The organism is Streptomyces sp. ISL-99, from assembly GCF_018614005.1.
GTDB classification, from domain to species: domain Bacteria; phylum Actinomycetota; class Actinomycetes; order Streptomycetales; family Streptomycetaceae; genus Streptomyces; species Streptomyces flavidovirens.
Genome location: NZ_JAGGPC010000032.1, coordinates 101,544 through 122,042 on the forward strand (window position 1 = coordinate 101,544; position 20,499 = coordinate 122,042).

Consider the following 20,499-nt stretch of genomic DNA (forward strand, 5'->3'; position numbering starts at 1 on the left):
TGCGGGTTCGGTACGTCCCTGGGACCAACTCCGGCACGCGCGGCTCCCCCAGCCGGGCACGTGCGGGTCCCGAAGCGGCCACACTACTGCGCAGGCGTCTCAGCGGCCCAACCCGGTCTGTCACAAGTCCGTGATAAGGAGAGGAATGTGACTGATTCCCCTTCGTACCTCGCCGCCGGTGACCGCTACGACTCCATGGAGTACCGGCGCACCGGCCGCAGCGGGCTCAAGCTGCCCGCCGTCTCGCTCGGCCTCTGGCACAACTTCGGCGACGACCGCCCGCTGGACACCCAGCGTGCGATCCTGCGCCGCGCGTTCGACCTCGGTGTGACGCACTTCGACCTGGCGAACAATTACGGCCCGCCGGCCGGGTCCGCCGAGCTGAACTTCGGGAAGATCTTCGCGCAGGACTTCGCCCCGTACCGCGACGAGCTGATCATCTCCACGAAGGCCGGGTACCTGATGCACCCCGGACCGTACGGCGAGTGGGGCTCGCGCAAGTACCTGCTGTCGTCCCTCGACGCCTCGCTGACCCGTATGGGCCTCGACTACGTCGACATCTTCTACTCCCACCGCTTCGACCCGGAGACCCCGCTCGAAGAGACGATGGGCGCGCTGGCATCCGCCGTGAAGCAGGGCAAGGCGCTGTACGCCGGTGTGTCGTCGTACAACGCGGAGCAGACCGCGGAGGCGGCCGGGCTGCTGCGGGACATGGGCGTACCGGCGCTGATCCACCAGCCCTCGTACTCGATGATCAACCGCTGGACCGAGGACGACGGCCTGCTCGACACCCTGGAGGAGGCCGGCATGGGCTGCATCTCCTTCGTGCCGCTTGCGCAGGGTCTGCTCACCGGCAAGTACCTGAACGGCATCCCGGAGGGCTCGCGCGCCACGCAGGGCAAGTCGCTCGACCCCGGTCTGCTGTCGGACGAGGTCGTACGCCGCCTCAACGGCCTGAACGACATCGCGCGGCGGCGCGGCCAGTCGCTCGCGCAGCTGGCGCTCTCGTGGGTGCTGCGGGACCCGCGCATGACGTCGGCGCTGATCGGCGCGTCGAGCGTGAAGCAGCTGGAGGAGAACGTCGCGGCGCTGGGCGGGCCGGCCCTGTCCGACGAGGAGCTGAAGGAGATCGACACCTTCGCGGTCGACACGGCGGGCACGAACATCTGGGCCGGGCGGGGCTGACGCGGCTGCCGCGGCTGACGGCGCGGGTGTGACGGCACAAAAAACGGGCCGGTCCGTGGGGGGGGGATACGGACCGGCCCGAGGGGGGGTTTCCACCATAACCCTTCGTAAAGGGTGCTCGCGCCCACGCCGTGCCGAAAGTCATCCGTGATTTTTTTGAGCGTGGCTGTACGGGGCCCTGAGCCCAGTCGGCACTAGGGAAAATACGCTTCTGCGGACTGCCGCCCGTCCCCCCGAAGAGCTAATCGGGCGAGGGGAGCGGACTTGACGCTCCGCTTACGCGACGTCGCGCTGCTTGGCGGCCAGGATCTGTTCCATGTGCTGGCTGGCCCACGCGCCGAGCGGTCCGAGGGCCGCGTTGAGCCCCTCCCCCATCTCGGTGAGCGAGTACTCGACGCGCGGCGGGACCTCCCGGTACACCTCGCGGTGGACGATGCCGTCCGCCTCCAGCTCGCGCAGATGCTGAATCAGCATCTTCTCGCTGACACCGGGCACCTGGCGCTTGAGCTGCCCGAAGCGGAGGGTTCCGCCGTCGTCGAGCGCCCAGAGGATCAGGGCCTTCCACTTGCCGCCGACCACGTCCATCGCGGCGTCGAGGCCGCAGACGTAAGGTCCGGTGCCCTTGTTCACTGCCAACTCCTCTGGTCCGTACACGCTGTGACCGACTGTCATCGAGTCTCATCGACTGTACGGGAGCGGCCGTTGGCGCAGCAGGGCCACTTCCCCCACCCCGCCCCTTCCCGAAACTGGGGGCAAGCCCCCAGACCCCCGCGCCCTTCGGGCGTGTCCTCAAACGCCGGACGGGCTGGATTTGGCGGGGTCTGGGACGGAGCCCCTCACGCGGCGGAGCCGCGAAGTGTCACAGCGGGAAGGGGCGGGTGGGGGAAGCGGGCCCCGCGCAGCGGCTCAGCGGCCGGCGGCCGGCCCAGAGCCCTCAGTAGCGCAACGCCGCCGCGATCCCGTGCGCGTCCGCCAGGGACTCGTCCGGCACGAAGATGACCTCGCCGTCCGCCGAAAGCACCGTCTCCACCAGCGAGTCGATGATGTCCTCCTCCGCGCCCGGCACCCCCGCCTCCTCGGGCTCCAGCAAAGTGAGCGTCGCCCGTTCCGCACCCTCGACCGTGTCGGGACGGGCCGTCACCCGCAGACCCTCCTCGACGACGAGCAGCGCGACCCGGCCCTCACCCGCCGCCTGCCACACGTCCTGCGCACCCGCCGAGTACCGCTTCCCGCTGCGCGCCTCGTCGAGTCCGCGCATCGCCCGCGCCGTATCGGCCTCGGCGAGGGCCCGGCGGGCCGGGGCCAGCTGGGCGGACATCTCCGCCGGCGTGGTGTTCAGCAGGCCGCCCGCCTCCACCTCCGCGGCGAGCGCCTGCCCGTGGTGGCTGATCTCGCGGTACGTCGCGATGTGCTGCGGCAGCCCGACGAGGACGACCGGCAGCCGATTGCCCTGGAGCACGGCGGTGAGCTTCCGGTCCGCCTCCGCGAGCATGTTGCGGAAGTCCTGGCTGGCCCACTGGCCGCCGTCACGGCTCGGCGCCCCGTCCCGCTCCGCACCGGACGTGATGACGGGATATCCCGAGTCACGGTCCTCGGTCACCTGATCACCCCGCCCGCGCCACAGACGGACCTCGCCCGTACTGAGCACGAGGACCAGGTACTCCCGCTCCCGCGCGGCCAGCGCGACCAGGTTGCGGGTGAGGTACGTCGTGTTGATCACGATGCGCTCCGGCACGGAGCCGCCGACGAGGAAGCTCCGGTGCTCCTCCGGCGAGGCGTAGACGACGAGGCCGTCACCGAAGTACTCCGGGTCGAGCGTGTCGGCGGCGGCGGCCAGCTGCTGGGCCACCGCGGTCGCCTGCGCCTTCGTGACCTCGGGGTCGTCGGCGAGGCGCTTCTCGGCCTCGGTGAGCAGGTTGCGCAGGCGGATGTGGTCCTGCTGGCTCTCCGGCCAGTGCCGGTGCGTGGGCAGTGTGACCGAAACCGCCGGGTACGGGCGGGGCTTGCGCAGTTCGGCGAGCAGTTCCGGGGTGGGGCGGGTCGGCTGCGTCATTCGGGCACTCCTGGCTGCGGCTGCGGCTGTGGATCGCGGGCAGGCGGCTTCCCGTGCCGCCCGCCCGTACGTGCGTTCATTGCGAGCATTGCCTGCGTTGCGTGCGTTACACACGTCTCAGGGCAACTTCTCACGATTGCGTGGTCGGCGCGCGCTCCCAGGCGACTTCAGACGGCCGAAGCGGCGAGTCCGCCCAGCAACAGCCCCGCCAGCGCCCCGGTGATCATGAAGGGGCCGAACGGGATCGCGGTCTTGCGCCCGGCGCGCCGCAGGATCACCAGCCCGACGCCGTACACCGCCCCGAGCAGGAACCCGGCGAACGCCCCGGCGAAGAACACCGGCCATCCGTACCAGGCTAGGGCGGTCCCGAGGGCAATGGCCAGTTTGACGTCGCCGAAGCCCATGCCGTTCGGGTTGATCAGAAAGAGGAGGAAGTAGCCACCGCCCAGAGCCACGCCGCCGAGCAGGGCGGTCGGCCACGACCCGCCGTCACCCGGCAGCAGCGCGGCCAGGCCGAGCAGGGCCGCGGTCGCGGCGGCGAGCGGCAGGGTCAGTACGTCGGGCAGCCGGTGCACCCGGCGGTCCACGACCGTCAGGAGCACCGCGAACGGCGCCAGCACCAGCCACACCGCGAGCTCCGGCCTGGCCCCGGTCCCGGCGGCGAGCAGTGCGCACGCGAGGGAGGTGACGAGGGCGTGGCGGACGGTGTGCGCGTACGCCGTCCGGGCGGGCGGCCGGTCCGGTGCGCCGGCCGGGTTACGTACCGACGCGGCCGCCCCCACCACCTCCGCGCAGCACGAGCAGCGCGCGGTGCCGAGCCAGCCGCGCGCCGGTCCCGTGAACGGGTGCCCGGCGGGGCAGGCCGCGCGCCACGGCTCCCCCGGCTCGACGGCGAGCCGGTAGGCGGCGCGCGGGACGAGCAGTCCGGTGGCGGCGCCCCAGAGGGCGGCGGCCGCGATCAGCGTGACGTACACGGCACGGAGCTTAGGCCGGGCGGGGCGGAGGGTCATGGGCCCGTGGACCCACGAAGGGCCCAGAGCCGCAGGACGCCCGCTACTGTCGCGCGTCATGGGGCAATGGCGGGACGGAGCGGGGACGTTGACGGTGGAAGGCGGCTGCGCCGGGCCCGTACCGCTGGAGATCGCGACGTCCACGCGGGCGCGCACGCGGGGGCTGCTGGGCCGGGGCGGGATAGCGGGAGCGATGCTGCTGAGCCCGGCGCGCGGCGTGCACACGTTCGGGATGCGGTTCGCGATCGATGTGGCATACCTGGACCGCGAGCTGAGGGTCGTCGCCGTACGGACCATGCCCCCGCAGCGCCTCGGCCTGCCCCGCCTCCGGGCACGGCACCTGCTGGAGGCGGAGGCGGGCGGGATGGAGGGGTGGGGGCTGCGGCCGGGCGTGCGGGTGGAGGTGCGGGTGGGGGTGCGCTGAGGGTTTCCCCACTCCCGGCCCACCCTGCCCAGCACCGCCGCTGCCGGCTACGTCGGCCCGTACGGCACGTCCTCCGCCACCCGCGGGTCGTAATACGTGACCCGCCACGCCGCCCCGAGCTGCCGCGCCAGCTCGCGCGCGAGGTGCGCGCCGCGCTCGGCGAACGCCGCCTCGTCCTGCGGGCTGGGGAAACCGGACGCCACGGGGTCGTCGCGGTTCAGGGTCGCGTCGTACGTGTCGCCCCATCGCTCCAGGTCCTCGGCGAGGCGCCGGTCGACGGGCAGTTCACCGGGCGCGACGTTGTCGCGGACGCCGTCGCTGCCGCGCACCCACACCGGATGGCAGTCATAATCCGCGGCCAGCCGCACCTGCCGCACAGCCTCTGCTTCTTCTGCTTCTTCTACGCCGTCGCTCACACCGTCACCTGTCTCGCTGTCCCGCACTCTTGGGGTTGGCGCCGACAACGAACCCGTTGTTCCCCACCGTCACCGCCACCCGCCGCTTCTGCCCCTTGAACTCGACCTCGTAGATGGGCCGCCCGTCTCCCTTTCCCTGCGTGCCGACCTTCTTGCCCTTGGTCGCAGCCTGCATCACCAGGTCGGGAATGTCCTCCCGGGCGACTCCGCTCCGCTCGAAATCATCGGCGTGCTCTTCGATGATGTGCTTGAGCCCCGCCCGCGAGTTGCCCTCCTCCAGGAACACGATCTTCCCATCGGCGTCGCGCTCGGCCCTGATGACCTTCTCCGGGTCGAACTTGACGCCCGTCTCCTTCATCTCGTCGAGGAGTTCCTTGTCCACGCAGTCGTTGTTGTGGACCAGGGCGTTCTGGCCGCCGACACCGACGTAATAGGTGTGGATTCCCTCGACGGTGAGGTCGTGGGTGGTCTGCCGCCGGGTGTGGTGTGCCACCGCCGTGACGGGCAGGGCGGCGCCGTCGGGGGCGCGTAGCTTCGCGCCGGGCCTGATGTCGCCGGCGTCCGTCCAGCGGTTCGCACCGCTGCCGGTCAGCCAGAAGGGGTGCGTGTCGGTGGCCGTGACGGACCGGATCCCGGCGGGGGTCCGGACGGTCAGGCGGGTGAATTCCTTGTCGTCGTACGTCGTGATGGTGTTCGTGACCGGGCGAGTGGTCGTCACCCCGCGGACGGGATCGGTCACGGTGACGCGATCGCCGGCGCGTACGGTCTCGATGGGGATGCGGGTGCCGTCGGCGAGGAGCACCGGAGTGCCGGGGAGGAAGCTGTGCGCGCCGGCACAGGTGATGGGCCTGTTGTCCGGCTTGTCGGGTTCCCCGGGTTTCTTCTCGTCGAGCTTGCGCTGGGCGGCGTCGAGTTTGTCCTGGGCGTCCTTGACACGCTTGCGGTTCTTGACCATGCCGGTGAGGCCGTCGTACAGGTCGTCGCCGTGCTTCTTCAGCTTCCGTACGAGCTCGGCGGCCTTCTTCCACTTCCACGGCGCGCCGTACTTCGCCGCGAGCTTGCCGACGGCTCCGCCGATCAGGCTGGTCAGTACATTGATGAGGGTGTCCGTGCAGGCTCCGGCGTTGCCCTTGGTGACGCAGTCGACGGCGTCGGTGATGCCGAGCTCCTCGGCCAGGATCTTGCCGAGTTCCTTTGCGGCCTGCTGCGCCTTCTCGCTGTCGCTCTGCTCGGCGTTCTTGGCGTCCTGGAGCTCTTTGAGGGCCTTCTCGTACGCGATCCGCTCAGCCGACTGAGTGCCGTCTCCGTCGCCGTCGCCGTCGCCGTCGGACGCAGGCTGCTCGCCACCTCGCCCGTCACCCCGCCCGTCACCGCCGTCGTCCCGCGCCTGCGGGTCGCCGCCACCTCCGGTCCCGCAGTCGCCGCCCCCGGTCACCCGGCACACCGCCGCGCCCACCTGCTGCGAGATGGCCTGTCCGAGCCCGGTGGCCACCAGCGCGGCGATGATGGCGGCCACGACCAGCACGAGGCCCGCGTATTCCAGCGTCGTCTGCCCGGACTGGGACTTGCGCAGCCCCAACAGGCGGGCTTGCGTGCGCGGTTGACGCCTGCGGGGCCGGCCGAAGTGGAGTGCCATGCCCGTGACCGTACGGAAACCGCCGCTTGCGGGCATGGGCCCACGGGCCCACGCCCGGGCTCAAATTCCTTCGGCCGTCAGGGCAGCTTCGCGGCCTGGGCCGTGGCGAGCCGGGCGGGGATCCCGGGCGTTTTCGCGTCGATGAAGTTCGCGGTGTAGAAGATGGCGACCGTCGATCCGGTCCGTACGAGCTGGAAGACGAGCGGCACCCTGGTCCCCTCGGACGACCCGGTGACCTGGTAGGCGAGGGCCTCCTGCCCGGCCTTGGGCGCGGGCAGTTCCTTCACCTCGGTGTACGTGGAGGGGCCGTCGCCGCCGGTCGTCCTGAAGCCACGGCCGCACGCTCCGATCGCGTCCTTCACGCCCTGGAGCACTTGCACCGCGCTCCCCTGCGGGTACGACGTCAGGATCTCGGTGACGACCGTCTGGTCGTCCTTGCCCTCCTCCGACTCGTCCATGAGGGTGCGGTGGACGGCGGCGGACGGGGCGGGCTCGGGGGCACCGTTGATGACGGCGGCGAGCGCCTGGCACTCGGGCTGCTCGGAGCGCTCCTTGCCGGTTTCACCGCCGCCCTGCAGGGGCGTAACGGCGAAGCCCGGTACGTCGCCGCTCACCAGGGCGACTTTCTCCAACTCACCTTTGCCGAGGGTCTCACCGGTGCTGGTGACGTGCTTGTTCGCGGCGTCCGGGGCCGGCCTGGGCGAGGCGGACTCCTTCCTCTCACTGCCGGACGAAGGCGTGCCACATCCCGCTGTGAGGCACAGAACCAGCGCCGCTGCGGCCGCCGTTGCTGTCTTCTTCACGACTCATCGCTCCTCTGCGTGCGCGGCCACTGAACGCAGGCACGGTAACAACGACACGCCCACCCGTGCGTGGGCCTGTGGACCCAGACGTCGCAGGGCGTGAGTTATCCACAGGGGTCGCGCGGGCCGGGCCCCGCCTGCGAACCTCGACGACATGAGCCGCACCACGGGGGAATCGGAACTGGTCTCGCTGACCGCATTGGCCCAGAGCCAGCGCGGTGTCCTGCTGACACGTCAGGCCGCCGAGCTGGGCGGGACACCGTCCCGCCTCCACCGCCGGCTCAAACGGGACGGCTGGACTCCGGTCCGCCGAGGAACCTGGGCCGTACCCGGACTCGCGGTCGACCGGACGGTAAGACTGCGAGCGGTTCAACTCGCCCACCCGCGACTGATCGCAAGCCACCGGACGGCGGCGTGGCTGCACGGGATCGAGCTGCCATGGACGACGAACACCACGGAGCCAGGGCTGGAGTTCACGACTCCCACTTCCACTCCCGCTCCCCCTCCCACGAGCACATCCATCACCCTGCCCCCACAGTCCCGCGTGCACCGGGCACCGCTGCCCACGGGAGCCACGGCGTACATCTCCGGCATCCGCGTCACCGCGGTCACCCGCACCCTCGCGGACCTGCTGCGGTCGAGCCCGAGGGAGGAGGCGCTGGTCGCCGTCGAGTCCGCGGTGTCCATCCGCCCGCTGCGGGGCGACCCGAAGTCCAGACGCCCCGCGTTCACGCACCTCGGAGCGATCGGCGACGCGCTGGAATCCGGCCCTCGGCGGGGCGTACGGACCGGGCGCGCCCGGCTGGCACTCGCCGACCGGAGGAGCGGTTCACCCGCCGAGACCGTAGCCCGCCTGCGCATACACGACGCGGGCCTGTGCCCCGAGCCGCAGGCGCACGTCAGACGGCCGGGCGGCCGGCGTCTGTCGGTGGACTTCCTGTTCCGGGCGGAGGGTGTGGCGGTGGAGATCGAGGGCTACGCGTACCACGGCGACCGAACGGCCCACGACCGCGACGTCCGCCGCTTCAACGAACTCGCCCTGTGCGGAGCCATCCGCAGGTCGCTGCGCTTCACCGCGTCCGACGTCTACCGCCGACCGGACACGATGATCGACGAGATCCGCAGGGCACTGGTACTGGCGAGCGGGAACTGCCGGCCTCTCCTCGCTCTACCCACCGAGCACGGCCTGAGCCGACGACGCGGCACCGTTCGGCGCTGTGCAGTTGGTACGTCCAACTCCCCCCGCCAAAGGGTCAGTTGTCGGTCGTCTATAGAGTTCCGCCATGACCACAGACAACCAGCCGGTGGACGCACCGGGCTCGTCCGTCACGTTCATCAACATCTTCGAAGTAGCTGCCGAGCAGCTCGACGCGTTCGCCGCCCAGTGGGAGGAGCGCGCCGCAATCATGAGCACCAAGCCGGGTTTCATCGACTCCCGGCTGCACCGGGCCCGCTCGTCGGAGAGCCGGTTCCAGCTCGTCAACGTGGCCCACTGGGAAAGCCAGGAGGCGTGGGAAGCCGCTACGGCGGACGCGGAGTTCCAGGCGCGAACCCGGGCCGCGCGGGAGAACAAGCAGACCCCGATCACGGCGAACCCAGCCCTGTACGACGTCGCTGTCGACTTCTCGTGACCCGCGGCTGACCATGGTGAGTCAGAGGCTGAAGACCCGTCGCGCGTTGCCGTCCAGGAACAGCTCAGTGGTCTCCTCGTCGAGTCCCAGTTCCTCCAGGTGTTCCAGCGCCTGGGAGGGAGTGATCATGGGATAGTTCGTGCCGAAGAGCACCTTCCGCCGTCCCCGCCCACGCAGATAGTCGACCAGTTCGCGAGGATAGCGGCGAGCGGTGTAGGCGCTGGTGTCGATGTAGACGTTCGCGTGCCTGTCGGCCACCGCGATCATCTCCGTGGTCCACGGGTAGCCGATGTGTCCGCACACGATGGTCGGTGGGCGGAAGCTGCCACAGCCACGGCACGACCCTGAAGGCCACGAAGCCGAGTTCCTCCACGGCGCGTCGCAGTTCACGCACCGCCTGGACCGGCTTGGTGAGGTCCGCACCCGCGACTCCCCGCAACCGTCCGTCTGACTGGGCGACGAACTCGGCAACCTCGTCGTTGCTGATCAGCGCACCCTGTGGCCCGTACCAGGCCGAAGACAGGCCGACTTCGACATCGGCTGCGGCCAACGCGGAAACCGTGGCCTCGACCGGTAGCGGTTCCTCAAGAAGCCCATGCCCCGTCCACCGGCGCAGCGACTCGAACATCTCGTGATTGGAGTGAAGGAGCGTGGGGTGCCGCATCCACGCGTCGATGACCGGCACGGCCCCTGCCCCTCTCCTCCCGCCACGGGTAACACCCGAGCAGGAAGCGGTTAAGCGGTTGCTTACCGACACACCAACGTCAACTAACCGGTGCGCAGCGTCGCCGTGAGCGTGAGGCTGCCGGGGAGCGCCGCGCAGGCGTCGCGCACGTGGGCGGCCAGTTCACCTCGTACGGGCATGCCCGGCTCGGGCACCCACGCGTCCAGCCCACAGTGGAACGCTGCGACCAGCATGTCCATGAGCAGCCGGGGCCGCACGTCGTCGAGCGCGGCAGCACCAACACCAGCAGCGCCACCGGCAGCACCACCGGCACCGGCAGGACCGGCCGCACCAGCGCCGGCATCAACATCAGCAACGGCGAAGTCCAGCCGCCGATGCAGGATGTCCAGCGCCGCCCGGCTCGTGCGGTGGCAGAAGTGCAGGCCGTGCGCATCCATCGACGGCGTACGCTCCGCCAGTTGCCGGCTCAGCAGCACGCGACGCGTCCAGCCGCCGTCCGCAGCCACCCTGTCCAGCGCCGCGAACAACGCCTCCCGCAGCATCTCCAGCACCGGGCGACCGCCCGGCTCCCGCGTCTCCAGCTCATCGAGAAAGGCCAGCCACAGGTCCTGCGTGGGGGCCATGGCCACGTCTTCCTTGCTGCTGAAGTACCGGAAGAACGTGCGCTTGGAGACCTCCACCGAGTCGCAGAGCTCGTCGAGCGTCACCCCACCGAAGCCCCGCTCGCCGAACAGATCCAAGGCGCTGTCGATCAAAGCCTGCCGCGTGCGCAGCTTCTTGCGCTCTCGCAGCGGCAAGTCGTTCGTCATGGGCGCCGTCATGGAGGCAAGGGTACCCAAGGGCACCTGAGAGGTAAAAGCCACTTGCAGACTTGTGCCACTCAGTGGCATAAATATGGCTCCTCGACCAACGAAAGGGTGCCCATGCGTGCTCTGCTCGTCGACCGTTCTTCCCGTCCCCTGTCCGCGTCCGCCGGACTGCGACTGGGAGAGGCCCCTGATCCCCAACCCGCCCCGCACCAGGCTCTGATACGGGTGACAGCGGCCTCCCTCAACTACGGCGAGGTCCGGTTCAGCCTGGCGGACACCCCCGACGGCACCGTCCTCGGGTGCAGGGTGCGCACGAGGTGGTGGCCGGGTCCGGACTCCTCCACCTCAAGGAGCCGGTGCACGGCGTCGTGGATCTCGTGGGGGGACAGCAGCTCATCGACGCCTACAGCATGCTGGCCGAGCGCGGCACACTGGTCGCCGTCGGGCACGCCGCGCATGAGGGCGAGACGTTTCCGTACGGCGCCCTCTTCGGCGACAACGGCCGGCACGACCGCTCGATCGTCACCTTCTCCCTGCCCGCCTGCCACGGCCTCGCCCCCGACCTGACATGGCTCGCACAACACGTCGCGTCCGGCGAACTCGACCCGCAGATCTCATGGCGCGGCAGCTGGGAGAAGGCCGGGGACGCCATCGGCGCCCTGCTAGAACGCCGGCTCCACGGCAAGGCGGTCCTGGACATCACGTGACGCCCTGACGCCTCGGCTCCCGGGGACTCCCCCGACTCCATGCCGTGTGTTACGGGGGCGGAGACACCGCCAGCAGCTGCGGTCGCTTCGCCGTACGCCCGTCGCCGGAGGACCGGCCGCGCAGACGCCGGCCCAGCCAAGGGCCCAGGTGGGCGGCGATCCACCGGAGTTCGGCCGTCACCGCCCGCCGGCCGACGACGGCGGGGTACGGCGGCAGGGGCCGCGTCCACCCGTCGTCGGCGCCGGGGAGCTGGACTGCGTGGGCTGCGGCGGCGGCGAACCGTTCGTGGCCGAGAGGGCTCAGGTGGAGCCGGTCCTCCGTCCAGATGCGCGGGTCGACGGCGAAGGCGTGCCCGGCGGTTTCGACGACCGGGACACCGTGGCGGGCGGCCGCCGCGCGAATGCCCGCGTTGAGGGCGTACACACGGGGCCGCAGCGGCCGGGCGAGCGGCACGATCTTCCCGACATCGGGGAAGGTGACCGTCACCACGCGGGCCCCGGCAGCCGTGAGCGCTGCGAACATCTCCTCCAGGTGCCCGACCACCTCAACAGCGTCGAACCGTGGCCGCATGAGGTCGTTGACCCCGGCGACGACCGTCGCGAGGTCGGGGCGCAACGCCAGGGCAGGCGCCAGCTGCTCGGCGTGGACCTGGTCGGCGAGGCGGCCCCGTACGGCGAGATTGGCGTACTGGAGCTCGGGATTGACCGCCGCGAGGTGTTCGGCGAGGCGGTCCGCCCAGCCGCGCAGGCCGGTGGCGTCGTCGCCGTCGCCGAGGCCTTCGGTCTGGCTGTCACCGAGGGCGACGTAACGCTCGTACGGCAGACCCTGCGCACTCGGCACGCCCGGCGCACGCGGCACATGCTCAGCGCTCGACATGAGCCGCCCGCCTCTCGCGCAGTACGGCCGCGACGCGCATGCTCCACTCCCGGTTCTCCTGCTCCAGGGCCAAACCGCGCAGGCAGGTGAGGTACGGGCCGATTCGTTCGCCCCGGCGCAGGAACTCCTCCTCGTCCAGCTCGCCGCGCATCTTGCGGAGCACCTTGCCGAAGAGCTCGATCTTGGCCTCGGCCACGGACGCCCGCTCCTCAAGCTGCTCGATCACCGGACCGGTGTCGACGGAGTCGGCGGCCTGAACCTTGACCAGCAGGTCGTCACGGATGAAGGAGGGCTTCGACGAGGCGGCGGCGAAGGCGTCGAGCTCGGCGAGACCGGCGTCGGTGACGCGGAACAGCCGCTTGTTGGGCCGCGTCTCCTGGATCACTTGCCGCCCTGCGACCAGGCCCTCCTTCTCCAGCTTGGCCAGCTCGGCGTAGAGCTGCTGGGGCAGGGCGTGCCAGAAGTTCGCCACGCCGATGTCGAACGCCTTGGCCAGCTGGTACCCGCTGTACTCACCTCGGCCACCACTGCCCCCACCTTCACCGCCTTCACCGCCGTCACCGCCGTCACCGCCGTCACCGACCAGCAGCGCGGCGAGTACCGCATGTCGCAGTGCCATCGATGCGACCCCTTTCCTTTCGTAGCACTCCAGGTCATCATCATAGTCAAGCAAATGACTATTCGGATTGTTGACTACGAGGACGAGGTGAGGTCATGGCCCTGACCATGGGAACCGCTACCGCCGATCGCTTCCGCGCCGCCGTGGAGAAGGGGGATCTCGGCGCCCTGGAAGCCCTGTTCACCGACGACATCCGCCTCTACAGCCCGGTGAAGTTCCGCCCGTTCGAAGGCAAGCCGTTGGTCATGGGACTCTTCGGCGTGCTGCTGCGCACCTTCGAGGACTTCCGTTACGTCGGCGAGTACGCCGGCACGGCGGAGACCAGCACGGACGGCGTCGAGACCGCGTCGGCGGCCTTGCTCTTCCGTACGGTGGTGAACGGGAAGGCGATCCACGGCATCGACCTGCTGCACTTCGACGAGGCGGGCCTGATCAAGGAGTTCACGGTGATGGTCCGCCCGCAGTCTGCGGTACTCGCACTGGGGGAAGCGGTGCTGGCAGGCCTTGCGGCGGACGGCCTGGTGGCAGCGCCGACCACACCGACCGCGTGACCGTGAGCCCTGCCTCCTGACCGGCGCAGTCGACGATCCGCGACTGACACCCTCCCCTCAGCCCCAGTCTCGCCCTCGCCCTCGCCCTCTTCCTCGCCCTGCACGGCGGACTACCCGGTCACCGAGCAACCGCCGCCCCCATCTGGATCGGCAAACGGGCGCATTGCCGGCACATGCGGGCCGAGGCGGCCATGGCGGCGTGCGACGCGGCTGCGAGTGAGCCGGCGAGCGCGACCAGGGGCCAGTTCGTGGCCAGGAGCGAGGCGATGGCGAGCGCGAGGGTGGCGATCGCCATGGCCACGCTCGCGGTGGTACCAGCCCATGCGACCGCGAGGGGCAACCGGTGCGGCGTAGGCAGCCGGCGGGCGAGGGTGCCGGTGGCTGCCAGCGCGGCCGCTGCGAGCAGTGCGCCGACGCCCGCAACCCCTGCCAGGTGAACAGCCAGCAACTGGGCCGTCCGCGGCACCATCCACTCCCCGCCGGGGTCGGTGCTCCACACCAGGTACCAGCAGGCGACCAGGAAGGGGGCGGTGAGGACGACGGCCCGGGCGGTGTGCCGGGCCTGGGCAATGGTCAGCTCCCGCTGACAACTCGGCACGAGTTCGTCGGGGCTTCCGAACTCCCGCACCGCCTGCCGGGCGGCGCGCTCGCGGGGCACTCCCTCGTGGGCGTACGCCGCCACCGTCTCCGCGAGACCGTCGCGTACCTCCTCGATCAACCGGGCCTTGACGCGGGCCGGGCCGCGCAGGGCGCCCGCCAAGGCCGCGACGTAACCCTCGACGGGGTCGCCGAGTTCGGAGTCGGGATCCAGGTCGAGGCCGCGGTCGAGGTCGAGGCCGCGGCCTGGGTCCCGGCTGCCGTCGCCGTCGCGGTCGGCCCGCCGACTGGCGGCGTTCACGTGGCAGGCCGGGGCGGTGCCGCAGGGTTCAGGACAGAGCCGATCGCTGTCGTGAACTCGCGCCATGACGTGCGCTCATTGGCCAGGCTGCTCCGGCCGGCGTCGGTGAGCTCGTAGCAACGCCGTCGCCGTTCGCCGACGGAATCCCAGCTGCTGCTCAGCAGCCCAAGCCGCTCCAGCCGGTTCAACGCCGGATAGATCGTGCCCGTACGCAGATCGAGCACGCCTCCACTGCGCTGCTGGACCGCGGTGATGATCGCGTAGCCGTGCAGCGGGCCCGCTTCGAGCACGGCCAGCAGCAGCCCGTCCAGGTGTCCTCGTACCGCGTCTGCCCTCATAGGTAGGCAGCCTACCCAAAGAAGAGGTAGGCATGGTACCTATTGGCAGCCAACACATGGCTGCCCGGCCCGAGGAGCCCGCAGTGACCAAGCTGCTGCTGTCCATACATGTCCTTGCGGCGATCCTGGTGGTCGGACCGATCGCCGTGGCCGCCTCGCTGTTCCCCCGCTATGCGCGGCAATCGGCATCCAGCGGCGAGGAGTCCGACGAGCGAGCCGCCGGAATCGCCGCGCTCCTGCACCGGATCTGCCGCGGCTACGCCATCGCCGGAGTCGCCGTCCCGGTCTTCGGGATCGCCACCGGCGCCCAGCTCGGCGTCCTCACCGACGCCTGGCTGATCGCGTCGCTCGCCTTGACCGTGATCGCCGCGGCCGTCCTGGTCCTGGCCATCCTGCCCAGCCAACAGCGCCTGCTCACGCCGCCCCCGCACCCGGACCCGCCCCCGCACTCGCACTCGGCGGGCCACGACGGGCCACCCCCCACGGCGACCCGGCTGACGATGCTCACCGGCATCTTCAACCTCCTGTGGGCGATCGTCGTCGTCCTCATGATCGTTCGCCCCGGCTCGACGACGGGAGCGTGAGCCCGTTGCGCGCCTTGCGGATCTCGGCCGGCGTCGAAGCGGCCTCCCTCGCGGCCCTGCTGCTCAACCTGCTCACCACACACACGCAGGCGATCAGCACGCTCGTCGGCCCGCTCCACGGCACCGCCTACCTCGTCGTCATCGCGACCGCTTGGCCGGTCCCGGCCGCCGCCTCATCGGGCGCCCGATGGCTCGCCCTCGCTCCCGGAGTCGGCGGCCTGCTCACCTTGGGGCGGATCCGCAGCCACCTCCGCCACCCTCGCCACGTAAACGAATCCCTTACCCGTACCGCCCAGGGAGAGTGACCTGATGGACGCATACGACGCATTGCCGTTTCCCCGCACCGATGTGGCGATGAACACGCTCCACTTCGTGAGAGGCATCGAGGACCCAGCGATCTTCAACCACAGCATGCGCACCTATCTCTACGGTCGCTTCCTCGGCGAGCAGCAGGGCTTACGACCGGATCGCGATTACGACGACGAGCTGCTGTTTCTGGGCTGCTTGCTGCACGATTCCGGTCTCAGCCCAGAGGGCAACGGCGATCAGCGCTTCGACCTCGACGGCGCCGACCTGGCCACTCGCTTCCTCACCGAGCAAGGGGTGTCACCCGAGAGAGTCGAGGTCGTCTGGGACGCGATCGCCCTGCACCTGCACCACGAGATCGCCATGCGCAAGCGCCCCGAGATCGCACTCGTGACGGCCGGCGCCGGACTGGACCTCGGCGACGGCAACCCACCCGTTCTCCCGGCCGGTTACGCGGACCGCGTCCATGCCGTGCTGCCCCGCCTGCACGCGGCGGCCGTGCTCCACGACACGATCGTCAGCCAGGCACTCGACAAACCACACAAGGCCCCGCCCTTCAGCATGCCCGGCGAACTCGTCCGCCAGCAGACCCAGGGGACGTGGCCCACTTGGAAACAACTGATGACTCAGCCCTACGGCTGGAACGATTACGCCGGTTACGACGACCACCAGCCGTAGCCATGAACACGCACCCACTTCACACGTACCGCGGCTCTCCTTTCCGGCCCTTTCCGGCCATCCGCGACGCGCCGCAGTCACCGGGGCAGGACGACCCAGGACTTGGTGCCGTGGTGGTGGCGCGACTCCGGGCGTACTGCCGCCTCGCCGATACCCCAGTCACCACCCCAGTCGTCGACCACGGCCGCGAGCAGCCAGAGGGAACGTCGCCGCCGGTCCTCGCAGAGGATCACGGCGTCAGTGTCGGCGTGGCGGGGGTGCTGGTCCCAGGCGACCACGCGGAGTGTGTCGTTGCGGTGGCGGAGGGAGAGATAGAGGTCCTCCCCAAGGGCCAACTTCGTCGCTGCGGCTACGAACTCAGTCGCGACCAGGAGGGCGGGCAGACCGAAGCGGTCGAGGCCGTGGGCGCGCAGTGCGGAGGTCATCGCACCGCGCACGATGGCAGCGCTGCGGGGCACGCAGGGCACCGTAAGGCTGAGCGCGAGCCCACCGTCCGGGCGCCGAGGCAGGTACGGGCCGGGCTCGGGACCGGGGCCGTGCCCGGCGCCGGCCGGGCAGAGTCCGGTGCGGATGAATGGAGGCAACGTCGACTCCCTTGGTGGGGGGCAGGGCGCACGAGTGACTCACGTGGCGGTACGGGTGATGAGTGGTGGGCCTGTCTCCCTGACGCGGGACTGCCCCTCCCAGGGCAGGAGGTTGCGGGCAGGACCGCGCGATGCACTTCCAACTCACATACGCGAGCCGTGCATTACTTACCGTAGGACCGTCACGGCCTAATTTGGCCTCCCTATCCGCGAATTAAGCCCATCGTGGCTCTCTCGCACGCGCAAGCGGCAGACTGCACCCGACGTACATCGAAGGGAGCGGCATGGCAGCGAGGACCTCGCCCACGGAGCGGCAGAAGCGACTGGGCGCCGAGCTGCGCAAGATGCGAACCTCCGCAGGGATGTCAGCCGAGTTCGCGGCGGGCCTCCTGGCGATCGATCGCGGCAGGCTCTCGCACATCGAGACCGGCGTGCGTGCGATCGACGCCGACCGTGTGCGCACGTTGGCCTGCAACTGCGGCTGCACCGACAAGGAGTACGTCGAGGCGCTGATCGAAATGGCCCAGCCCCGCCAGCGCGGCTGGTGGGAGCGGTATCGGGGCAGCCTGCCGGCCGGGCTGCTGGATATCGCGGAACTGGAGGCCGGCGCCACTCGCATGCGTTCGGCCCACTCCGTGCACATCCCAGGCATGCTGCAAACGAGCGACCACGCCCTCGCCGTCTTCCGCGTAGTCGTACCACCCCTACCGGAACACGAAGTTGCTCTGAGGCTCGCGCATCGCGTGGAACGTCAGCAGGTCCTGGAAGCTGCTTCCCCACCCGAGTACGTCGGCATCGTCCACGAAGCCGCCTTGCGTATGCAGTTCGGCGGACGAAAAGTGGCACGCGCCCAACTTCAACACCTACTGGCACTGTCCGAGCGGGACCACATCAGCTTGCTCGTCATCCCGTTCGCGGCTGGGGCTTTCCCGGGGGCCGGTCAAACGGTCAACTATGCCGAGGGGCCGGTTGCCGGACTGGACACAGTGCAGATCGACAGCACACACGGCCCAGAATTCCTCTATGCCGATGCCCAGTTGGCGAAGTACCGAGCACACCTCGACTGGATGGAACGGATCGCACTGCCACCCGAAACGTCACGGGACTTCATCCATGACATCGCACGACAGATCTGAGGAGGCCTCCATGCCGGACATCATGTGGGAAGAGCCGTTCTGCGGCGAAGGAGCCAGCTGCTTCCGGCTCGGTACCGACGGACAAGGCAACGGCTACATCGCCATCAGCGGCGAGGAGGACCACTACCTCACCGACAGCCACGAGGCGCTGCGCACCATGATCCGCGACATCAGGGCCGGCAAGGCGGACCACCTCTTGTAGTCATCGGCGGACCCGGTCGGCGTCGGCAACCAATTCGCCGACACTGACCGGGCTCAGCGAGCCAATCCGCCCGCAGCCTTCCCCTCTGGCTTCTCTCATGTGTCAGCTCAGCTCTCGGTGCCAGACTCGGACACTTCGCCGCGGGGGAACGAGACCTCTACACGCCGGTTCTTCTTGCGGCCTTCCTCCGAGTCGTTGTCGGCGATCGGATAGTCCTCGCTGTACCCGCGGATCTCGAACGTGACGGTGGAGTCGAGGGACTTGTTCAGCTCCTGCTGCACCGCGTCCGCACGCTTCTTGGACAACACCTTGCCGTGCTCGTACGAGCCGAGGTCGTCCGTGAAACCGAAGACCCGGATCTTGGTGGCCTTCTGGGCGAGGATCTCGTCGGCAATGGCCTTGATACGGGACGCGGCCTCCGCGTTGAGCTTGGCACTGTCCTTGCCGAACAGCACCTCCGCCTGAAGCGCGAACTTCACGTCGGAGTTCGTGTCCTCACGCCGCTCCTCGCCGCCGAGGTCTTCGACGACGGACTTGATGTCGATTACGCGGGCGGGGGCAAGGGTGGCCCCGTCGCCCAGCTTGAGGCCTGGTGAGTTGGAGTCGACGTTGGGGGGCGGCGATGACGTGGTACTGCCGGGGGGTGCGCTGGGTTCGGGGTCGGCGTGGGCGCTCGTCACGGATAGGCCCGTGAACAGCACGGCTGTGGCCAGAGTGGCTACGGCGAGGTGCGCTGGGCGACTTCGGGAGAGAGTGAAGGACATGGGGTCACTCGCCATCGGAGATCTCGATGGTCGCCACGGGCATGTCGGCGATTTGGAAGTCAACCTTGACAGTTTCCGCTGGCGGAGCAGGGAACTGGGCGTACCACATCTTCTCCTCGTTCTCCTTGAAGCCGCCGGAGAACTGAGTGCACAAGCAGCGCCCATCGGTGTCGCGAAGAATGAGGTACTTCTTCTTTCCCGCCCTGTCCACGAGAGAAGCGCCCGCCATGGAGGCGGAGTTCTCGGAGAGCTCCTTCTCCTCGCCCCTCCAGTTGCCAGGATTCCAGAACTTCCCCTTGCCGTTCTTCACCTTCCCGCTGACAGTCAGGAAGCCTCCCCCGTCCCGTACGGCCGAGTTGACGATGAGAGTGGTGTTGTCCTGGCCACCTGTCACTTCAGCCAGGACGGTCTCCTCAACCGGCGGGGCCTGAGACTCCTCGCCCTTCGGCTTCTCCTCACCGCTCTCGCCCTGACCGGCAGGCGTTGAAGAGGAGCCCGCATTGGACTTGTCGCCCTCACCCCCACCGCAACCGGCCACCGCGAGGACCAAGCCAGTCGTGATCGCCACCGCGGTCAGTGCCCTTCGGGCCTTCATGGCGCGCCGCATGCTCATCGATTACTTTCCTTTTCTTTACGTTCGCTCGTCACTCGGCCAGATGAACGGAGAACAGGTCATTCGGGTACGGCAAGTCAGCTTCGACGAAGTCTTTGGGGTCGATTTCCCAATGCCTGCCGCCCTCGCAGTCGATCTCAACCAGCTTCGACAGATCGCTATCGGGGGTAATATCACAGCGAGGCTCGATCACCGCGGTGGCGTCGGCCTTGGCGTGAATATTTTCCGTGTCAGGGATGATCGAGTCGCCCACGGTGTAGTTCGTCTCGATCTCAGCTGTGAAGGCGGGGTACCCGTCGACCTCGGTCTCGGTTAAATTCAGGAGCTCTGAGTCGTTCTCGCCTGCCAACTGCGCTGCGGCGGCCTCGCCGTTGCCCTCGAAGCCCAGGCCGTTGAGCCAGTCGGCCAGTTCGTCCGGCGAGTCGAGGGAATCGATGAAACCATCGGTCAATTCGTCCCGTACATCCTGAGCAGCGGCAAGGGCCGCCGCATCTGCGGCCGACTGTCCACCATTGCGGGCCACAGCCGCCTGCGCGAAGGCGAAGTACGCGAACGCAAGAAAGAGCAGACCCCCCACCACCACGACGTACATGGGGAGGGTCTGCCCTCGGTCCTGCCGAAGCCTGCCAAAGGTCAGCCGCCGGTGATGTCGTCCACCGCGTCGCCAATCGCCTCCGAGATCGTGTCGTCCAGATCCAGTTCCCGAACCGCCACCACGATCAATGCGATCACGACGACCAGGCCCGCGTACTCCACGACGCTCGCGCCCTCGTCCGCTCGCTTCTGCATGCGGGACACGACCGTGTTCCGCCAGTTGTTGATCGCGAGCTGGGTCTTCGTGGCGGTCTTGAGCGCGATGTCCTTCGACATGGGGTACCCCTCCGAGTTGGGCCGACGTGTGCGTCTCGTCGGTACCGGCTTCCTCCTGGCCGCCGCCGATTTCGACACGAGCAACGTACGTCGGAACAGGGGTCCCGCCAGAGGGCCCGT

The 20,499-nt window shown here is 69.4% G+C and carries 26 protein-coding genes and 1 pseudogene; 10 read left to right on the plus strand and 17 right to left on the minus strand.

Annotated elements, in window-relative coordinates; all coding sequences use genetic code 11:
• Window positions 1–147 precede the first annotated feature (147 nt).
• Window positions 148–1,185, plus strand: a complete 1,038-nt coding sequence (gene mgrA, locus J7E91_RS20475; RefSeq protein ID WP_214906851.1) for an L-glyceraldehyde 3-phosphate reductase — start codon at window positions 148–150, stop codon at window positions 1,183–1,185.
• A 276-nt stretch (window positions 1,186–1,461) separates the two neighbouring features.
• Here mgrA and J7E91_RS20480 read toward each other — a convergent pair whose 3' ends face one another.
• The 3 genes from J7E91_RS20480 to J7E91_RS20490 form a co-directional block, all read right to left on the minus strand.
• Window positions 1,462–1,821, minus strand: coding sequence for a winged helix-turn-helix transcriptional regulator (locus tag J7E91_RS20480; protein ID WP_374224749.1), 360 nt, complete (start codon window positions 1,819–1,821; stop codon window positions 1,462–1,464).
• A gap of 298 nt (window positions 1,822–2,119) precedes the next feature.
• Window positions 2,120–3,238 carry a chemotaxis protein gene (locus J7E91_RS20485; protein ID WP_214906853.1) on the minus strand — a complete coding sequence of 373 codons (1,119 nt, stop codon included), beginning with the start codon at window positions 3,236–3,238 and terminating at the stop codon, window positions 2,120–2,122.
• Window positions 3,239–3,405: 167 nt separating this feature from the next.
• Window positions 3,406–4,212, minus strand: a complete 807-nt coding sequence (locus tag J7E91_RS20490) for an A24 family peptidase (protein WP_214906855.1) — start codon at window positions 4,210–4,212, stop codon at window positions 3,406–3,408.
• A 94-nt stretch (window positions 4,213–4,306) separates the two neighbouring features.
• Here J7E91_RS20490 and J7E91_RS20495 point away from each other — a divergent pair, with 94 nt between their 5' ends.
• Complete coding sequence (locus J7E91_RS20495; protein ID WP_214906857.1) at window positions 4,307–4,672, plus strand: DUF192 domain-containing protein; 366 nt, start codon at window positions 4,307–4,309, stop codon at window positions 4,670–4,672.
• A gap of 47 nt (window positions 4,673–4,719) precedes the next feature.
• Here J7E91_RS20495 and J7E91_RS20500 read toward each other — a convergent pair whose 3' ends face one another.
• The 3 genes from J7E91_RS20500 to J7E91_RS20510 form a co-directional block, all read right to left on the minus strand.
• The gene (locus tag J7E91_RS20500) at window positions 4,720–5,088 is read right to left on the minus strand and encodes a hypothetical protein (RefSeq protein ID WP_214906859.1); all 369 of its coding nucleotides are present in this window, start codon (window positions 5,086–5,088) and stop codon (window positions 4,720–4,722) included.
• Window positions 5,089–5,092: 4 nt separating this feature from the next.
• A complete protein-coding gene (locus J7E91_RS20505; RefSeq protein WP_214906861.1) occupies window positions 5,093–6,724 on the minus strand; it encodes a Hint domain-containing protein in 1,632 nt (543 codons plus the stop codon).
• 77 nt (window positions 6,725–6,801) lie between these two features.
• Complete coding sequence (locus tag J7E91_RS20510; protein WP_214906863.1) at window positions 6,802–7,527, minus strand: hypothetical protein; 726 nt, start codon at window positions 7,525–7,527, stop codon at window positions 6,802–6,804.
• Between the two features lie 1,283 nt (window positions 7,528–8,810).
• Between J7E91_RS20510 and J7E91_RS20515 the strand changes: the two genes are divergently transcribed.
• Window positions 8,811–9,158 carry an antibiotic biosynthesis monooxygenase gene (locus tag J7E91_RS20515; RefSeq protein WP_214906865.1) on the plus strand — a complete coding sequence of 116 codons (348 nt, stop codon included), beginning with the start codon at window positions 8,811–8,813 and terminating at the stop codon, window positions 9,156–9,158.
• Window positions 9,159–9,179: 21 nt separating this feature from the next.
• Here the strand turns inward: J7E91_RS20515 and J7E91_RS37355 are convergent.
• Window positions 9,180–9,822, minus strand: a pseudogene (locus J7E91_RS37355) (amidohydrolase family protein).
• Window positions 9,823–9,926: 104 nt separating this feature from the next.
• Entirely contained in the window at window positions 9,927–10,664 is a 738-nt protein-coding gene (locus tag J7E91_RS20525) for a TetR/AcrR family transcriptional regulator (protein ID WP_251015979.1), read from the minus strand.
• A gap of 287 nt (window positions 10,665–10,951) precedes the next feature.
• Here J7E91_RS20525 and J7E91_RS20530 point away from each other — a divergent pair, with 287 nt between their 5' ends.
• Complete coding sequence (locus J7E91_RS20530) at window positions 10,952–11,359, plus strand: zinc-binding dehydrogenase (RefSeq protein ID WP_308376828.1); 408 nt, start codon at window positions 10,952–10,954, stop codon at window positions 11,357–11,359.
• Between the two features lie 49 nt (window positions 11,360–11,408).
• Here J7E91_RS20530 and J7E91_RS20535 read toward each other — a convergent pair whose 3' ends face one another.
• Window positions 11,409–12,236 carry an SGNH/GDSL hydrolase family protein gene (locus J7E91_RS20535; protein ID WP_214906866.1) on the minus strand — a complete coding sequence of 276 codons (828 nt, stop codon included), beginning with the start codon at window positions 12,234–12,236 and terminating at the stop codon, window positions 11,409–11,411.
• On the minus strand, window positions 12,223–12,855 hold the full coding sequence (locus J7E91_RS20540; protein ID WP_214906868.1) for a PadR family transcriptional regulator: 633 nt from the start codon (window positions 12,853–12,855) through the stop codon (window positions 12,223–12,225). The genes J7E91_RS20535 and J7E91_RS20540 overlap by 14 nt, the downstream gene beginning before the upstream one ends.
• Before the next feature lie 107 nt (window positions 12,856–12,962).
• On the opposite strand from J7E91_RS20540, the gene J7E91_RS20545 reads away from it, so the two are divergent.
• Window positions 12,963–13,406 carry a nuclear transport factor 2 family protein gene (locus tag J7E91_RS20545; RefSeq protein WP_214906939.1) on the plus strand — a complete coding sequence of 148 codons (444 nt, stop codon included), beginning with the start codon at window positions 12,963–12,965 and terminating at the stop codon, window positions 13,404–13,406.
• 118 nt (window positions 13,407–13,524) lie between these two features.
• On the opposite strand, the gene J7E91_RS20550 is transcribed toward J7E91_RS20545, so the two are convergent.
• Both J7E91_RS20550 and J7E91_RS20555 read right to left on the minus strand, forming a co-directional pair.
• The gene (locus J7E91_RS20550; RefSeq protein ID WP_214906941.1) at window positions 13,525–14,217 is read right to left on the minus strand and encodes a permease prefix domain 1-containing protein; all 693 of its coding nucleotides are present in this window, start codon (window positions 14,215–14,217) and stop codon (window positions 13,525–13,527) included.
• A gap of 83 nt (window positions 14,218–14,300) precedes the next feature.
• Complete coding sequence (locus J7E91_RS20555) at window positions 14,301–14,642, minus strand: PadR family transcriptional regulator (RefSeq protein WP_214906870.1); 342 nt, start codon at window positions 14,640–14,642, stop codon at window positions 14,301–14,303.
• A gap of 83 nt (window positions 14,643–14,725) precedes the next feature.
• Between J7E91_RS20555 and J7E91_RS20560 the strand changes: the two genes are divergently transcribed.
• The 3 genes from J7E91_RS20560 to J7E91_RS20570 are packed head-to-tail and all read left to right on the plus strand — an operon-like array spanning window position 14,726 to window position 16,210.
• Window positions 14,726–15,226, plus strand: a complete 501-nt coding sequence (locus J7E91_RS20560; protein WP_214906872.1) for a hypothetical protein — start codon at window positions 14,726–14,728, stop codon at window positions 15,224–15,226.
• Window positions 15,223–15,531, plus strand: coding sequence for a hypothetical protein (locus tag J7E91_RS20565; protein ID WP_308376830.1), 309 nt, complete (start codon window positions 15,223–15,225; stop codon window positions 15,529–15,531). Before J7E91_RS20560 ends, J7E91_RS20565 begins: the two co-directional genes overlap by 4 nt.
• Before the next feature lie 4 nt (window positions 15,532–15,535).
• On the plus strand, window positions 15,536–16,210 hold the full coding sequence (locus J7E91_RS20570; protein ID WP_214906874.1) for an HD domain-containing protein: 675 nt from the start codon (window positions 15,536–15,538) through the stop codon (window positions 16,208–16,210).
• A 77-nt stretch (window positions 16,211–16,287) separates the two neighbouring features.
• On the opposite strand, the gene J7E91_RS20575 is transcribed toward J7E91_RS20570, so the two are convergent.
• Window positions 16,288–16,668, minus strand: a complete 381-nt coding sequence (locus J7E91_RS20575) for an ATP-binding protein (protein ID WP_214906876.1) — start codon at window positions 16,666–16,668, stop codon at window positions 16,288–16,290.
• Between the two features lie 410 nt (window positions 16,669–17,078).
• Between J7E91_RS20575 and J7E91_RS20580 the strand changes: the two genes are divergently transcribed.
• Both J7E91_RS20580 and J7E91_RS20585 read left to right on the plus strand, forming a co-directional pair.
• Window positions 17,079–17,930: a helix-turn-helix transcriptional regulator gene (locus J7E91_RS20580; protein ID WP_214906878.1), complete on the plus strand. Its 852-nt coding sequence runs from the start codon at window positions 17,079–17,081 to the stop codon at window positions 17,928–17,930.
• A 10-nt stretch (window positions 17,931–17,940) separates the two neighbouring features.
• Window positions 17,941–18,132 (plus strand): hypothetical protein, encoded by a 192-nt coding sequence (locus tag J7E91_RS20585; protein WP_214906880.1) that lies wholly within the window; start codon window positions 17,941–17,943, stop codon window positions 18,130–18,132.
• 107 nt (window positions 18,133–18,239) lie between these two features.
• Here the strand turns inward: J7E91_RS20585 and J7E91_RS20590 are convergent, their stop codons facing one another.
• Genes J7E91_RS20590 through J7E91_RS20605 form a run of 4 tightly spaced genes read right to left on the minus strand, consistent with a single transcriptional unit; the run spans window position 18,240 to window position 20,379 of the window.
• A complete protein-coding gene (locus J7E91_RS20590) occupies window positions 18,240–18,896 on the minus strand; it encodes an OmpA family protein (protein WP_214906882.1) in 657 nt (218 codons plus the stop codon).
• Between the two features lie 4 nt (window positions 18,897–18,900).
• The gene (locus tag J7E91_RS20595) at window positions 18,901–19,509 is read right to left on the minus strand and encodes a hypothetical protein (protein ID WP_214906883.1); all 609 of its coding nucleotides are present in this window, start codon (window positions 19,507–19,509) and stop codon (window positions 18,901–18,903) included.
• 31 nt (window positions 19,510–19,540) lie between these two features.
• Window positions 19,541–20,146, minus strand: coding sequence for a pilus assembly protein TadG-related protein (locus tag J7E91_RS20600; RefSeq protein ID WP_285439111.1), 606 nt, complete (start codon window positions 20,144–20,146; stop codon window positions 19,541–19,543).
• Window positions 20,143–20,379 carry a hypothetical protein gene (locus J7E91_RS20605; RefSeq protein ID WP_214906892.1) on the minus strand — a complete coding sequence of 79 codons (237 nt, stop codon included), beginning with the start codon at window positions 20,377–20,379 and terminating at the stop codon, window positions 20,143–20,145. The genes J7E91_RS20600 and J7E91_RS20605 overlap by 4 nt, the downstream gene beginning before the upstream one ends.
• Window positions 20,380–20,499 lie beyond the last annotated feature (120 nt).

Coding starts and splice junctions, on each gene's coding strand:
- J7E91_RS20545 (WP_214906939.1), top strand. CDS start 12,963: ATGGGAACCGCTACCGCCGATCGCTTCCGCGCCGCCGTGGAGAAGGGG.
- J7E91_RS20535 (WP_214906866.1), bottom strand. CDS start 12,236: ATGTCGAGCGCTGAGCATGTGCCGCGTGCGCCGGGCGTGCCGAGTGCG.
- J7E91_RS20525 (WP_251015979.1), bottom strand. CDS start 10,664: ATGACGGCGCCCATGACGAACGACTTGCCGCTGCGAGAGCGCAAGAAG.
- J7E91_RS20570 (WP_214906874.1), top strand. CDS start 15,536: ATGGACGCATACGACGCATTGCCGTTTCCCCGCACCGATGTGGCGATG.
- J7E91_RS20495 (WP_214906857.1), top strand. CDS start 4,307: ATGGGGCAATGGCGGGACGGAGCGGGGACGTTGACGGTGGAAGGCGGC.
- J7E91_RS20540 (WP_214906868.1), bottom strand. CDS start 12,855: ATGGCACTGCGACATGCGGTACTCGCCGCGCTGCTGGTCGGTGACGGC.
- J7E91_RS20515 (WP_214906865.1), top strand. CDS start 8,811: ATGACCACAGACAACCAGCCGGTGGACGCACCGGGCTCGTCCGTCACG.
- J7E91_RS20595 (WP_214906883.1), bottom strand. CDS start 19,509: ATGAGCATGCGGCGCGCCATGAAGGCCCGAAGGGCACTGACCGCGGTG.
- J7E91_RS20580 (WP_214906878.1), top strand. CDS start 17,079: ATGGCAGCGAGGACCTCGCCCACGGAGCGGCAGAAGCGACTGGGCGCC.
- J7E91_RS20585 (WP_214906880.1), top strand. CDS start 17,941: ATGCCGGACATCATGTGGGAAGAGCCGTTCTGCGGCGAAGGAGCCAGC.
- J7E91_RS20485 (WP_214906853.1), bottom strand. CDS start 3,238: ATGACGCAGCCGACCCGCCCCACCCCGGAACTGCTCGCCGAACTGCGC.
- J7E91_RS20555 (WP_214906870.1), bottom strand. CDS start 14,642: ATGAGGGCAGACGCGGTACGAGGACACCTGGACGGGCTGCTGCTGGCC.
- J7E91_RS20590 (WP_214906882.1), bottom strand. CDS start 18,896: ATGTCCTTCACTCTCTCCCGAAGTCGCCCAGCGCACCTCGCCGTAGCC.
- J7E91_RS20605 (WP_214906892.1), bottom strand. CDS start 20,379: ATGTCGAAGGACATCGCGCTCAAGACCGCCACGAAGACCCAGCTCGCG.
- J7E91_RS20505 (WP_214906861.1), bottom strand. CDS start 6,724: ATGGCACTCCACTTCGGCCGGCCCCGCAGGCGTCAACCGCGCACGCAA.